Origin of the sequence: Mesorhizobium sp. M7A.F.Ca.US.008.03.1.1 (genome assembly GCF_003997495.1) — a bacterium.
In the GTDB taxonomy this organism is placed as follows: Bacteria; Pseudomonadota; Alphaproteobacteria; order Rhizobiales; family Rhizobiaceae; genus Mesorhizobium.
On the sequence record NZ_RZRU01000010.1, the window covers coordinates 129,396 to 142,618 of the forward strand.

Here is a 13,223-nt window from a genome sequence, read left to right on the forward strand (position 1 = left end):
CACCGCGACTTTGACCTTCCTCCTCCCTTAGTGCACCGGGATCAAGGTGACGAACCAAGGGACAGGTCAGCAGAGCGAGCCCTGGTCATCTGAAAACGCGATGGTGCCGTCTCGGACATTATATTGGCGAAGTGGTGACCGCGTGTGCATAGTTCCAGGCGAAAAAAATAGCCGTGTACAAGACCATATGCCCGGTCAAAGTCGCCAGATCACCCGCAATAGGTTAAGCAATGAACGAAGCACCACATCTTACGTTTGATCTCGATGCGCATGGCGTGAGCAGAGGACACCTCGTTGTGCCGGGAGGCGCCGACCATGAAGAGTTCTCGCTTCCGGTTTTTAGTCTTAATAAGGGCGATGGACCGCGCCTTCTTATCACCGGTGGGAATCATGGCAATGAAATGGAGGGGCCATTAGTCGCGCGGCGGCTTATCGAGTGGCTGCCACAAGCGCAAACCAGTGGTAGGATCATCGTGCTGCCAGTGCTTAATCCATTGGCAGTTCAAGCATGGAGCCGCAATACTCCGCTTGATGGTTTGAATCTGAACCGCGTGTTTCCGGGCCGTGCCGACGGGTCTGTTACGGAACGAATCGCGGATGCGGTTTCACGCGTATTGTTGCCAAATGCCGACATCGTTTTCGATCTGCACAGCTTCGGCCCAACGTGGGATTTTCCCCCGGCGGTCATCACGCATCCAATTGCTGATGCGGATCTCATGGCTAAGACGCTCGCAATGGCAGCGGCATTTAAGCTGCCCGTAACATTGCTCTGGCAACATGACGACACGGCTGGGATGTTCGACAGTTGGGCACATAGCCTAGGGAAGGTATTCGTTTGCGCGGAATTCGGCGGTGGTACGGTTAGCGCAGAAGCTCTAGCGATTTATGAAGCTGGAGTTCGCAACGCGCTCGTTATGCTTGGACTCGTCGAAGGAAAAGTCGAGGACGTGTCTTTCCGTAACAAAAGGTCCAGTCAGACCCTTGAGACGCTGATATCAGACGAGTTGAAATCGCCCGCGCAGGGTATCTTCGAACCTCGCTGCTCTGTGTTGGATGAAGTGAGGTCGGGAGATCTTATAGGTATCCTACACTCTATGGATTCTGTTTCCGCTCCGTCCATTGACATCCGAGCGCCTGGGCCATCAATCGTCCTAGCCATAGGATCGGGCGCGCATGTCGACCGCAATGAAGGGGTAGCCATCCTTGCGCGGCCGCTGCATAACTAGAGGTACAGATTAGCCGCGCCTTGGCCAGCTGTAGTAACTCCGGTATGAAGGCACTGGCCTCGACTGGAGCTTATAGGCCAGCTCCTCGGATCGATCAGCGGCTGATCCTGTCTTCCAAAATCATGCCAAAAAGATTGCTTGATCCTTGATCGCTTGGTTTATACTAACCATGGTTGAAAGTGGCGGTCCGAGATGGGAGCTGGCCGGACGGATTGATCGCCTAGCTTCTGTTATGGAAGCAGGGGCGACGATCCGGCGCACCGCGACCAAGAGGGGAGGCGGACGGTGCCGTCCCCGCTGACGCCCGTAAAACAACTTTATCGTATCTTAAAACGAGATGGGCACGTTCGGGGCTTTATATTGGCAAAACCGATTCCGAACGGGGCATAACTTAGGACAGAGCGCGCAAATCCGGCCGCAGCTCATAGCTTGGCCAAACTCGAGTATAATTCAGTGCAGATCAAAGACGTCATTCTCACGCCCGGCAACGGCGCCTTCTTTTATGACGATCAAGCTGCCATTAGGGCAGGGGTTGGCCAGGACGGTTTTGTTTACGTCGGCGAGCCATTGACGCCCGGCTTCCGTGATATCCGTGTTCCGGCAGCTTGCTTAAGCGTCGGGCTTGTCCTGGAAGACGATATGGTCGCCTGGGGCGATATGATGGGAGTGCAATACTCAGGGGCTGGCGGGCGTGACCCCCTGTTTGACGTCGGAGCCATCATGGATCTCACGTCACGTGTTGTTGTCCCGCGGCTCTTAAACATTGATGCGTCCAGCTTTTTGACAGCCTGCTCCAGTGTCTTCGATCTCCATACTGGGAAACGACTCCCACTATGCATCGAATATGGGGTCAGCCAAGCCCTTTTAAGCGCTGCTGCCCATGCTGCGCGTCGTACCATGGCGGAGGTGGTTTGTTCGGAATTTTGCCTATCCATGCCGCATCGTCGTGTCCCAATTTATTGCCAGAGCGGTGATGCGCGCGAAATCAATGTCGATAAAATGATCCTGAAGGGGGTGGATGTGATCCCGCATGGCCTCATCAACTCGCGTAGCAAATTCGGCGTTGGGGGAGAAACCTTTCTGGATTTCGTCAAATGGGTGGCGCACCGCGTCAAGCAAATCGGCCAACCAGACTATTCTCCGGTGCTGCATTTCGATGTGTACGGCTGGATCGGTATGGAGATCGGGCTCGACGTCCAGCGCATCGCCGACTTCATCAGTAAGGTTGCTGACGCGGTTCCGGAGTTCACGGTGAATATCGAATCGCCAGCCGACTTCGGGTCTACGCCGGCGCAGGTCGAAAATTACGGGCAGATCGTCGGCATTCTGAATGCGCGCGCGTCACGTGCGCGCATCGTTGTCGATGAACGCTGCAACACCTTAGAGGATGTGCGTCTGTTTGCGGAGGCTAAGGCGACCCATCTCGTGCAGATCAAGACGCCGGACGTGGGCTCGATCGCCGACAGCGCCCGTGCGGTGCTTCTGTGCAAAGAGAACAACGTGGACGCCTATGTGGGAGGCAGCTGCAGCGAGACGGATCTCTCCGCGCGAGCGACGGTTCACATTTCGGTGGCAACACAGGCGGACATGATGCTCGCGAAGCCTGGCATGGGCATCGACGAAGGTCTTTCCATTGTAGGCAACGAACAAAATCGGTTGCTCGCCATGCTTGATCGGCGTCGGGCACAAAACCTGAAAGCCGCGTAGGAAGCGCCCTGATGCTAAACAGTCTCAAGGACATCACGGTTGTGGCGGTCGAACAGGCCGTTGCAGCTCCCTACGCATCGTCTCGCCTTGCTGACGCAGGCGCCCGGGTGATCAAGGTCGAAAGGCCCGAAGGGGACTTTGCCCGAAACTACGACAAGCTGGTGCGGGGGCAGAGCGCGTACTTCGTCTGGCTCAACCGGGGTAAGGAGTCGGTCTGTCTAGACCTGAGGTTGGAGGCGGATCGCGCCGTCCTCGACACGCTCATTGCCAGTGCTGATGTCTTCATCCAGAATCTAAAGCCGGGCAGCATAGAAAAACTGGGGTTCGCGTCCGCTGATCTGCGTCGACGATATCCGCGGCTGATCACCTGCGACATTTCTGGTTTCGGGGAGTCAGGGCCGTATTCCCATTTGAAGGCCTACGATCTGATCGTCCAGGCCGAAACAGGTCTATGCGCTATCACCGGCAACCAACAGGGGCCTGCGCGTGTAGGGGTCTCGGTTTGCGATATCTCGGCGGGCATGACAGCGCACAGCGCCATTCTTCAGGCACTGTACCACCGCGAGGTCACCGGCGAAGGGACCAGCATCCAGGTGTCACTGTTTGATGCCGTCGCCGACTGGATGAACGTGCCGGTTTTGCAAAATGATTACAGCGGCTACCAGACGGTACGCGCAGGCGTGAAACACCCGTCGCTCGCGCCGTATGGTGCCTATCGCTGTGCCGACGGCAAAGAGGTCATCTTTTCGGTTCAGAATGACCGCGAATGGGTGAATTTCTGCGAGAAATTCCTGAAGCAGTCCGGGCTCACACGCGCACCTGGTTTTGCTGACAATATGGAGCGCCTCGCTCATCGTGCGCAACTTGATGAGATCATTGAACAGCGGTTTTTTGAACTATCCTGCCACGATGCGATGCAGGAGCTCGAGGCGGCCGGCCTGGCATATGGCCGACTGAACGAAGTGGTGGATGTTTCAAAGCATCCACACATTCGCAGGGTGCAGGTTGGAACACCCGATGGAGCCGTCGAGACGATAGCGCCGGCGGCGATTTTCAACTCGGAGCTCCCCTCGCTTCGCCCAGTCCCGGCTCTTGGCTCTCATACCGAGGCTGTCCGCGAGGAGGTGCGGGCGCTTTTGCGCGAAAGAGCCGCGTCAGCGTGAGCGCGCGTTTCAGTAAGGTGAGACTGCTCGCGGTTTACAAAATGCCTGTGTACCTCGGATCATTTCAGCGCACCGGCCGCCTAGAAAGCTCACTGGCAGCGCCCGCGCTAAAATCGGCCGCAAAGGCGTCTCCATGATCAAGGACACCTTTGCGGCCGTTGAAGGCGCGATGTCTGTACCGCGCTGGAGATCCCTGCTCTTCGTTCCTGTTCACGTTCCGCGCTTTGTAGAGACGGCCCATGAGCGGGGCGCAGATGGCGTCATTCTCGACCTGGAGGATTCCGTGCCCCAGGATCGGAAAGGAGAGTCACGGCAGCAGCTTCCTGAATGCGTGGCAGAGGTGGGCCGGAAAGGCGCATCTGTTTTGGTCCGCGTGAATCATGGTCTGCGCGCCTTGGCGGCCGATCTCGATGCAGCCGTGATGGCGGGTGTTGACGCACTGGTTCTTCCGAAGACGGATTCGGCAGAGTGGGTTATAGAGATCGCGAATGCGGTTTCGGAACTAGAACGTGAAAGAAATCTTCCGCAGGGAGGCATCCGGTTCCTTGCCCAGATTGAGACCCCGGGCGCCTTGCAAAGGCTTGCGGCCATTGCGTCGGCGCATCCAAGGATGGTCGCAATGGCGCTTGGCCCTGAAGACTTCAGCGCCGCTGTTGGCGGCGCCCCAGGATTCGACCTTCTTTTGACGCCGAACCTTTCTGTTCTGTTTGCCGCCCGCGCGGCCGGCTTGCTCCCGCTGGGCTTCATAGGAAGCATCGGCGAGTTCTCGGACACGCATAAACTTCGTGAGGCCGCGGTGCGGGCGCGGCGGCTTGGCTTTGCCGGAGCTTTGGCGATCCATCCGACACAGGTGGCCATATTCAATGAGGCTTTCTCGCCAAGCGCCCAGGAGCTCGAGTGGGCCCATAAAGTTGTCGCGGCGGCAAATGATGCCGCCACGCGTGGACTGTCCGCATTCTCGTTGAATGGCAAAATGATAGATCCGCCAGTGGTGCGGCGCGCCCACGAGATCCTGATTCTTGTGGGCAACAACTGACTGGCCTGTTATCAGCGGCTGAACAGGAGCGAATGGCACTACACCGCGCCGGGCAAGCCGATGCAAAATGGCTACGCGATTCCCTCAACGGCCGAATGCGAGACGAGCTGTTGAACGATGGCCTGTTCTTCGGCCTCGACCACGCCCGCAGTGCCACTGCCGAATGGAGGCAGGACCTAAATCCTGTTCATAACACTCATCTGTCTATGTCATTTGAGTGAATAGGTTTTGCTGATCTGGATGCGATCCCATGGGGTATTTTGGGTTTTGCCGCGCGCGATGAACGATGCGCTGAGCCGCCGGTTCGTCAAGCGTTGATCGGCTGAAGACCCATGGACCGTCCGGCAGAGGATGAACGCCTTCGATCGACGCGAGTCCACCGAAGGCGATGCAACGCGGCTCGCCATTGTCAAGCAGACCACGCCAGCAGGAATAGCGCGGAATGTTGTGCTTGGTTCCCGTGTAGCGGACCGTCAGCTCGCGGCCGCAGCGCCGGCAGCGGACAAGGTCGGCGAGCAGAGCGTCGCCATGCTTGGGCGCCCCGTGATGCCGGCTCGTGGGCACGTGGTCGCTCACCATCTTGCGGATCGCTTCCGCCTTTCCCAGCCGACGTAGCCTTCGTGTGCACCCGGAATCAGCGCCAGCATCTCGCGCCTTACGGCGGCTGCGCGAGCGAATGGCGGCATCTGCGCGGTCTGCGCGTCGTGCGGGTTGGAGAAGATCGAACTGATATGTCGTAGGCTGGCGCGGTATGGACCTCTCCCCGGTTCGCTTCGTGAGGACCCGATGCTGCGCCCGAATCCTCCAATTGCGATGGGGTGTGGGAATTGGCCGTCGGGTCCTGCAGCAGTGTCACCAAGACGCCAAGCGTTCTGGGATCGATATGTGGGGCAGGGCAATGCGCCACGCGGTGCAGACCGCGATCAAACATCCAGGCCGGAACTTCCAGCCACCGATCGGAGGCGTGGCGGGAGAGACTGCAGCGGAAAACCTCCCGGTCGGCGTTCTCGATCACCTCATGAACGTGAACACAACGCCCGGCCCAAGGATGCCACGGATAAAGAAACTTGCGTTCCTCGGTCCTGTGGGTGTTCTTTCCTGGTGTTGTTCAACACCGTGAGGCCGCATTCCTCGCTCGCTATTTGACCCCGGCGGTCTTCGCCGGAACCCTCGCCGCAACCGGCTCCGACGCTGCACTCAATGAAGGCTTCGCGCCTCCGCCCGTTGCTCAAACCGCGCCATAACAGAAACGGCCGAGGCTAATCGCCACTGGTTGAAAGTTCAGTGGCAGGTCAGAGGGTCTGGCTCGACGGCCTTAGCTTCAGGCTATCCGGCCAATCCCGGCGATCACCCAGCGACACGATGACTGACCAGTGCTCAGCGCCACCGCCGGAGCTGCAAAAAGAGTTGCGTATGATTGAGCGTTCGACCACGTTGCTGTCGATCTTGATATGGCCTCGTCCAGGATGCGCGAGAGGCGCTTCCCAGCGCGAGAGCGTGTAGGGGATCGCCGCTGTGAGCTTGGTCTTCTGACTGATTTGGCCGAGCTTCTCTAGCCGCCCTGGGTCCAGTGCCGTGATGGTTGAGCACTTTTTGCCTGCGTGCAGCAAGGCCTCGTTGGCCTCGGCTACGGATGTCATCCTCGATCTTTTAGAGTTCGCGGATCCTTCTTAGCGCCTCGATCGGGCGCGGCATGGCAGAAGGCGAGCGTGAAGCCGCTTTTCGTCGGCCAGCAAGCGATGGCCCGCTATAGCCGTCGACCTGCAAGTTCCGGTAGAGAGCCTGCGAGATGAGCGATCGCACGCTGGGCCTTTTCGGTCCGGCGCATAGACATAAGACGCCCGGCGGTCCGCTCCCTCCCTAATCAGTCATCGCGGGCATAAATCCAGAGTAGGCCTGTCTTCGTCTTGCCGACCCCGGAACGAGCACCGGCGCGGTCGTCGCACGTCGGCGAAGAGTTTTGGCGAGGACTTCGGTTTTGCTAAAGCAACCGTTCATGGACCAGACGTAGGTGCCAGTCCGGCGCGGCCGACTACCGGCGCTGCCAGCAGCCTGGGCAAGCGAACCAAATTGTAGCCCGCCAAGTTATGCCGCGCCCGCGGTGGCACATCCTCGCAGCTTGACCTTGGCCATGCCGTCTGAGGTCTTGACTGACCGAACCCTCCTCTGACCCCTTAGGGCAGTGCTGACTGAGATCATAGCCCGGATGGCGCTTCGTGCGGTCATCGATCGCTATACGCGAGGCTTGTTGCTTTCTGCTCAAATGGGCGTTGAAGGCAACGCGCGGCGTGATCTTGCTCTTTGCAGGTCCTTGACTGGCGCGTCCTAGGCTTCGCCAGCGCCAGTCGATGCGCCGTCGCGGCGTCTGCGGTCCAACATAGCGAGAGCGGCATCACGCTCGCCTGTGCCAGGCCTGGGTATGAAACTTTCCAGTCAAGCCGGATTGGCCAGCACCTGGGTGCATAACCAACCTGTTGTCGCGGCTTCATTAGCATGAGGTGCCCGGAAACGAAGATACGTATGGACCCCGCCCCGCTTTCCAATTGAGCCTAGGGGCTGCTGATTCCTTCTTCGCCAAGGGTCGTGAACGGCGTGATCGACCAATGGATTAGGTTGATGGGACGATGAGTGTCGCCTCGGTCGAGCAATGGTGGATGAAACTGCGATGACATGTCCGATAGGATCTCTGTAATCGCCCTGCCTGACGCCCTGCCTTCAGGTTTTCGACATAAAATTTCACCTCGGTCACACCTGATCTTAATGTCGCCAGCGATCTAATCCAGTGTGCCAGGAATGAGGTACCGTACGGCCGCACTGCGAGAATGCCTTCTTCGCAAATCCCAGTCCTCGCCGTGACTGCTAGGTGCAATACTGCAAGCCAGCTGAACCAATTGAGGATCTGTCCCCTCATCGAGGCGCGGATTGACTTGGATGACGACGGGTCCAGGCTTCGTCCACGGAGTTCAATGTTCGTTGGCCCAGCTGAGGCCGTGAGCTTGCAAGCAATTCTGTGACACGTTGACGATACGATCATGCTCGTCATTAGTCAGCAGGGTTGGTTGGACAATTCACCTCTCGGAAGAGGAAATGGGGTGGCCGGCCGAAGTCCGCCAGCGGCAATAGCAATGACCTCCTTTCCCATCTTGTTAGCGCCGCTGGTTGCAATGGCGCTTGGTACTGAAGACTTCAGTGCAGCTGTTGGCGGTGCCCCAGAACTCGACCTGCTTTTGACGCCGAACCTTTCCGTTCTGTTCCCCATGCGGCAGTCTCGGCTCGATAGGAAGCATCGGCGATTCTTAGACAATGATAACTTCGTGGGGCCGCAGGCGATCCATTTAAACATCGATGGGGCTTTTCACCAAGCGCACAAGAACTCGAGGGACCCGTCGTGTCCTCGCGGCGAAAAAGATGCGACGGCGCAAGGCAAAGGCGCGTTCACATTGGACGGGAAGATGGTCGATCTACCGGTTATTCGAAGGGTCCGAGAAATCATCTCCATGGATCAGGGCGCCGAGTTGGCCGGTTGAAGCCTCGGCGGGTTGGGTCCATTCTGGACACATAGGTTACGGTTTTGGTCAAACCACACTGAGATGACACGACAGTTAGGCGTCATGTCGCTCTGCAATTATTGCTGTCGCGCCATCACATTTCGAGATAGATTACATCATTGCAGTCCGCCCTCGGAAGAGTACCCGTGGAAATCAGGCAGTTAAGATACTTTGTTGGCGTGGTCGAAGCAGGCAGTTTCACGAAGGCCGCTGGCTTTCTGAATGTCGCCCAGAGTGCGCTGAGTCTGCATGTGCGCCAATTGGAGGAAGGCTTCGGCACTCAGCTGCTGATACGCGACAGGACCGGCGTGAGCGTGACGGCGTCAGGAGCCAAACTCCTGGAGCGGGCGCGGGCGATTCTCAAAGAAATTCGAATTACCGAGGTGGAATTGACCAACACAGCCGCTTCCCCCGCCGGGGAGGTGACTATTGGCATTCCGTCTGGAGCTGCTCGCGTCCTGAGCGGTCCGCTGCTTGAGACGGTAAGACACGAACTGCCCAAGGTGTCCCTCAAGATGGTCGAGGGTATGACGGGACCGCTAGAGGAATGGATGGCGGCTGGACGCTTCAATCTGGCGGTTCTGTACCGCACTGCGGACAGTGTGGGGCGAATGACTGTGCTAGCGCGCGAAGACCTTTGTCTGGTGGTTCCGTCCGGCGAGCCACCGTTTGAAGATGCGATATCTCTGGCCGACCTGCATGCATTCCCCCTGGCGGTTCCCATGCGCAACAACAATGTCAGGCGTTCGGTGGCTGATGTCGTCGCACAACACGGTTGCGCGATGGACGTCAAGTTTGAAGTGGACTCGCTCTCAACGATCATCAACATGGTCGTAGAGGGAAAAGCGCATTCTATTCTCGCCCCGTCTGCCGTTCAGAAAGAAGCCTCTCAAGGGCTGGTCCGGACGGTCAAGATAGTCGATCCGGTAATTACCCGCTCCGTGGTGCTTGCTGTAAATCCCAAAGATGAGCGTTCTGCGGCCGTTTCTGCGGTCCGCAAGCTCATTCCGAAGGTCGCCAGAGAATTGATTGAGAGCCGGGGCTGGGTAGCATCGGCTCCTGACGCGACCTGAGAACCATCGATCTGTAAACAACGGCATGACTTCCTTCCTGTCGGAACAGATCGATCTGGATTCCAGATGGATTTAGGCACTAATCGATATTTGACCCGCTGCGACCATCGCGATGAAACTGGCTCAAGCGAGCTCAGCGGCTTCGAAAATTGAAACGGCGCTCGCATGGCCAGAATCACAAGTGGAGCCCGCGATGTCCCACGCCAGGAGCTACGAGCTCTTCATTAATGGCAAATGGCGAGCCGGTGGTAGCCGAGCCACTTTGCCGGTGATCAACCCGGCGACGGAGAAGGTATTTGCCTCAGTGGCCTCGGCTACGGTTCCAGACTTGGATGAAGCTCTTGCTTCGGCAGAACGCAGCCGCAAGGCGTGGTCCTCACGCCCCGCCAAAGAGCGTGGCGAGATCCTCGTCTCTGCCGCCAGCAATCTGGCTGAGAAAGCTGGCGCCGCAGCCAGGGACCTGTCGTCCGAACAGGGAAAGACGATTGCCGAAGCAACAGGAGAGTACGCGCGCGCAGTCGAAACGCTGGAATGGAATGGCCGGCATGCCGATGAGTTGTCGACCCCGATTCCGTTGGGTCCGAACAGGATGATCGTCCCGGAGGCCCTCGGTGTCGTCGCTGCCTTTACGCCGTGGAACTATCCAGCCGTTCTCATCGCCCGCAAGCTCGCCCCCGCGCTGGCGGCAGGCTGCCCGGTGATCCTCAAAGGGGCCGAAGAGACGCCAAGCGTGGCTGTCCATGTCGTGGAATCTTTGCGTCAAGCAGGGATACCGGAAGGCGTGGTCAACCTGGTGTTCGGTGTTCCTGTGCATATATCACGGCATCTGCTCAGTTCGCCAATTGTCAAAGTCTTGACGTTCACGGGGTCGACCGCTGTTGGGAAACAGCTGGCCACACTGGCCGCGAATAATCTGCAGCGCTGCATCCTTGAGCTCGGTGGACATTCCCCGGTTATTGTGTGCGAAGATGCCGACCTGGCAACGGCGATACCGGCTATTTCGGAATACAAATTCGAGTGCGCGGGCCAGAGTTGTAATGCGCCCAGCAGGATTCTTGTCGCCCGATCCCGCTATGAGGAATTCCTGTTCCGGATGACGGAGGCGGTCCGAAAAATCAGGATCGGTCCACCGGATGACCCTGCAACGCAGATGGGTCCCATGGCAAACGCGCGGCGAATCGAGGCCATGCAACGCCTGACCAAAGATGCGGTAGAGGGCGGCGCCCAAATCGAGACCGGTGGCATCCCCCTTGACCGACCGGGGTTTTACTGGCCGCCAACCATCCTGACTGGCGTACCGAAGGAAGCGAGAGTGCTTCATGAAGAGCCGTTCGGACCAATTCTCACCGTGGCTCCTTTCGATACGATCGAAGAGGCGATCGATGAAGCCAACGCCACGGAGTACGGTCTGGCCGCCTACTTGTTTACTGGCGCGGCCGATACGCAACAGAGGCTTGTGGGCGGTCTTTCTGCGGGCGCTGTTAGTGTGAATTACCTGAAAGGGGTTTCCGCTGATGCCCCTTATGGAGGAGTCAAACAAAGCGGCTATGGATATGAAGGCGGCGAGCAGGGGGTGCGAAGCTTCCAGATTCTGAAAATGGTCAATGGCCTCGGTTCATTTGGATAAAATCCGGTGGGAAACAGAACACGGACCATGGCCGGTAGCGACATCACAAGGAGCGTCGCCGACGCCCTTCAGTACATCTCGTACTATCATCCTCCAGATTATATCCGGTCTCTTTCTCACGCATACACGCGAGAACAGAGCCCGTCGGCGAAGAATGCCATAGGTCAGATTCTGCTGAACTCCCGCATGGCGGCCTTTGGGCGGCGCCCGATTTGTCAGGACACCGGACTTGTGGTTGTCTTCGCAAAGGTCGGCATGGATGCCCGCATTAAGTCAACAGCCAGTTTCGCGGATCTTGTGAATGAGGGCGTACGTCAAGCCTATCTCGATCCGGACAATCCCCTTCGGGCATCGATCGTTGCGGATCCCCTCGCTAGACGGGTCAACACCCGCGACAACACACCGGCAGTTGTCCATGTCGACCTGGTGCAAGGTAACCAGATTGAGATCACCATCGCCGCGAAAGGCGGCGGGTCGGAGAACAAGGCACGTTTTACCACCCTCAATCCCACCGCCTCCGTTTCCGACTGGGTGGTCAATACCGTTTCGACCCTTGGCAGCGGGTGGTGTCCACCTGGACTGATCTCTGTCGGCATCGGTGGTAGCGCTGAAAAGGCGATGCTGCTGGCCAAGGAGGCCATGAACGAGCCCATAGATATGGCGGAACTGATCGCAAGGGGGGCGTCAAGCGCAGAAGAGGGGCTGCGGATTGAGCTTTATGAGCGGATCAACGCGCTTGGTATCGGCGCCCAAGGCCTTGGTGGTCTGACGACAGTCGTTGACGTCAAGGTTGCGACCTATCCTACTCATGCAGCGTCCAAGCCTGTGGCGCTCATCCCGCAATGCGCCGCCAACCGGCACCTGAAGTTTACTTTGGACGGCTCTGGACCCATCAGCCTCCAGCCGCCCGATTTGCGCGAATGGCCCGACATCGGAGCCGACGAATTGAACCCAGCCGGCGTCCGGCGGGTCAATTTAGATACGCTTACGAAGGAAGAGACGGCATCGTGGCGCTGCGGTGAAACGCTCCTGCTTTCTGGAAAGATGCTGACGGGCCGTGACGCTGCCCACAAACGAATGGTCGAACTGATTGATGCCGGCAAGCCGCTCCCAGTCGATCTGAGGGGCCGCGTGATCTACTACGTCGGTCCCGTCCGGGCAGTGAGGAATGAAGTCGTTGGACCCGCCGGTCCAACAACCTCCAGCCGCTTGGACGATTTTACGGACAAGGTGCTCGCCGAAACCGGCCTTTTCGCGATGGTGGGCAAAGCGGAGAGGGGACCGGCGGCCATCGCGTCGATTGTAAGACACAGAACGCCATACCTTGCTGCAGTGGGTGGCGCTGCGTACCTGATTTCAAAGTCGATTAAGGCGGCGCGGATTGTCGCCTTTGAAGACCTGGGCATGGAAGCCATCTATGAATTCGATGTGCAGGACATGCCCGTCGTCATGGCTGTCGATGTTGAGGGAAACTCCATTCACAATTCCGGGCCTCTTGAGTGGCGTAAGCGTATGGCAGCCGACAGCATCGCACGCAACATCGGTGTTTGAGTCTTTCCGGTTGGGCGATTTCGGCCAGACCCGAGCGCCAAATTATCGGGCAAGCCATAAGACGAGCGGCATTTGCGGTGCCCTGCGCCTCGGCGAGCCGGCCAAGCAAGGCCTTCAATTCACCCTAATAGTTGAATGTGCGAGTGAATACTGCATTGAGTATGCCGTCCATGCGATCGAGGGTCGAATGCAGTCGCGCGTCTATCAAGTACGGCAGCGAGATTCAAGAAAATCGGTTATCTATTTATCATGGTCTCCGCCGCCGCCGACTATTCTCTCCAGCTGCACCATT

General features: G+C 58.2%; 10 protein-coding genes and 1 pseudogene. 9 read left to right on the forward strand and 2 right to left on the reverse strand.

Translation table 11 applies throughout. The features are described 5' to 3' along the window. The first annotated feature begins 230 nt into the window (after nt 1-230). The 5 genes and pseudogenes from EOA16_RS16025 to EOA16_RS16045 form a co-directional block, all read left to right on the forward strand. Nucleotides 231-1,226 carry a succinylglutamate desuccinylase/aspartoacylase family protein gene (locus EOA16_RS16025; RefSeq protein WP_063169313.1) on the forward strand — a complete coding sequence of 332 codons (996 nt, stop codon included), beginning with the start codon at nt 231-233 and terminating at the stop codon, nt 1,224-1,226. Nucleotides 1,227-1,679: 453 nt separating this feature from the next. Then, nucleotides 1,680-2,933 (forward strand): methylaspartate ammonia-lyase, encoded by a 1,254-nt coding sequence (locus tag EOA16_RS16030; protein ID WP_063170371.1) that lies wholly within the window; start codon nt 1,680-1,682, stop codon nt 2,931-2,933. Nucleotides 2,934-2,944: 11 nt separating this feature from the next. Beyond that, complete coding sequence (locus EOA16_RS16035; protein WP_063169312.1) at nt 2,945-4,096, forward strand: CaiB/BaiF CoA-transferase family protein; 1,152 nt, start codon at nt 2,945-2,947, stop codon at nt 4,094-4,096. 133 nt (nt 4,097-4,229) lie between these two features. After that, the gene (locus EOA16_RS16040; protein ID WP_210326668.1) at nt 4,230-5,132 is read left to right on the forward strand and encodes a CoA ester lyase; all 903 of its coding nucleotides are present in this window, start codon (nt 4,230-4,232) and stop codon (nt 5,130-5,132) included. 24 nt (nt 5,133-5,156) lie between these two features. Continuing rightward, nucleotides 5,157-5,281, forward strand: a pseudogene (locus EOA16_RS16045) (integrase core domain-containing protein); the annotation flags it as partial. Nucleotides 5,282-5,336: 55 nt separating this feature from the next. Here EOA16_RS16045 and EOA16_RS33190 read toward each other — a convergent pair. Both EOA16_RS33190 and EOA16_RS16055 read right to left on the reverse strand, forming a co-directional pair. Further along, nucleotides 5,337-5,711 carry a zinc ribbon domain-containing protein gene (locus EOA16_RS33190; protein WP_063169311.1) on the reverse strand — a complete coding sequence of 125 codons (375 nt, stop codon included), beginning with the start codon at nt 5,709-5,711 and terminating at the stop codon, nt 5,337-5,339. A gap of 713 nt (nt 5,712-6,424) precedes the next feature. Continuing rightward, entirely contained in the window at nt 6,425-6,772 is a 348-nt protein-coding gene (locus EOA16_RS16055; RefSeq protein ID WP_063169310.1) for a transposase, read from the reverse strand. A gap of 1,485 nt (nt 6,773-8,257) precedes the next feature. Between EOA16_RS16055 and EOA16_RS16060 the strand changes: the two genes are divergently transcribed. The 4 genes from EOA16_RS16060 to EOA16_RS16075 all read left to right on the forward strand — a co-directional run bounded on the left by EOA16_RS16060 (nt 8,258) and on the right by EOA16_RS16075 (nt 12,931). Then, entirely contained in the window at nt 8,258-8,659 is a 402-nt protein-coding gene (locus EOA16_RS16060) for a hypothetical protein (protein ID WP_063169309.1), read from the forward strand. A gap of 167 nt (nt 8,660-8,826) precedes the next feature. Further along, nucleotides 8,827-9,753, forward strand: a complete 927-nt coding sequence (locus EOA16_RS16065; RefSeq protein WP_063169308.1) for a LysR family transcriptional regulator — start codon at nt 8,827-8,829, stop codon at nt 9,751-9,753. Nucleotides 9,754-9,946: 193 nt separating this feature from the next. Beyond that, complete coding sequence (locus EOA16_RS16070) at nt 9,947-11,380, forward strand: NAD-dependent succinate-semialdehyde dehydrogenase (RefSeq protein WP_063170369.1); 1,434 nt, start codon at nt 9,947-9,949, stop codon at nt 11,378-11,380. Nucleotides 11,381-11,407: 27 nt separating this feature from the next. Further along, the gene (locus EOA16_RS16075; protein WP_063169307.1) at nt 11,408-12,931 is read left to right on the forward strand and encodes a fumarate hydratase; all 1,524 of its coding nucleotides are present in this window, start codon (nt 11,408-11,410) and stop codon (nt 12,929-12,931) included. Nucleotides 12,932-13,223 lie beyond the last annotated feature (292 nt).

Excerpts from the sequence above, each read along its gene's own strand:
- EOA16_RS16060 (WP_063169309.1), top strand. The coding sequence starts at position 8,258 with ATGACCTCCTTTCCCATCTTGTTAGCGCCGCTGGTTGCAATGGCGCTT.
- EOA16_RS33190 (WP_063169311.1), bottom strand. The coding sequence starts at position 5,711 with ATGGTGAGCGACCACGTGCCCACGAGCCGGCATCACGGGGCGCCCAAG.
- EOA16_RS16035 (WP_063169312.1), top strand. The coding sequence starts at position 2,945 with ATGCTAAACAGTCTCAAGGACATCACGGTTGTGGCGGTCGAACAGGCC.
- EOA16_RS16025 (WP_063169313.1), top strand. The coding sequence starts at position 231 with ATGAACGAAGCACCACATCTTACGTTTGATCTCGATGCGCATGGCGTG.
- EOA16_RS16070 (WP_063170369.1), top strand. The coding sequence starts at position 9,947 with ATGTCCCACGCCAGGAGCTACGAGCTCTTCATTAATGGCAAATGGCGA.
- EOA16_RS16055 (WP_063169310.1), bottom strand. The coding sequence starts at position 6,772 with ATGACATCCGTAGCCGAGGCCAACGAGGCCTTGCTGCACGCAGGCAAA.
- EOA16_RS16075 (WP_063169307.1), top strand. The coding sequence starts at position 11,408 with ATGGCCGGTAGCGACATCACAAGGAGCGTCGCCGACGCCCTTCAGTAC.
- EOA16_RS16040 (WP_210326668.1), top strand. The coding sequence starts at position 4,230 with ATGATCAAGGACACCTTTGCGGCCGTTGAAGGCGCGATGTCTGTACCG.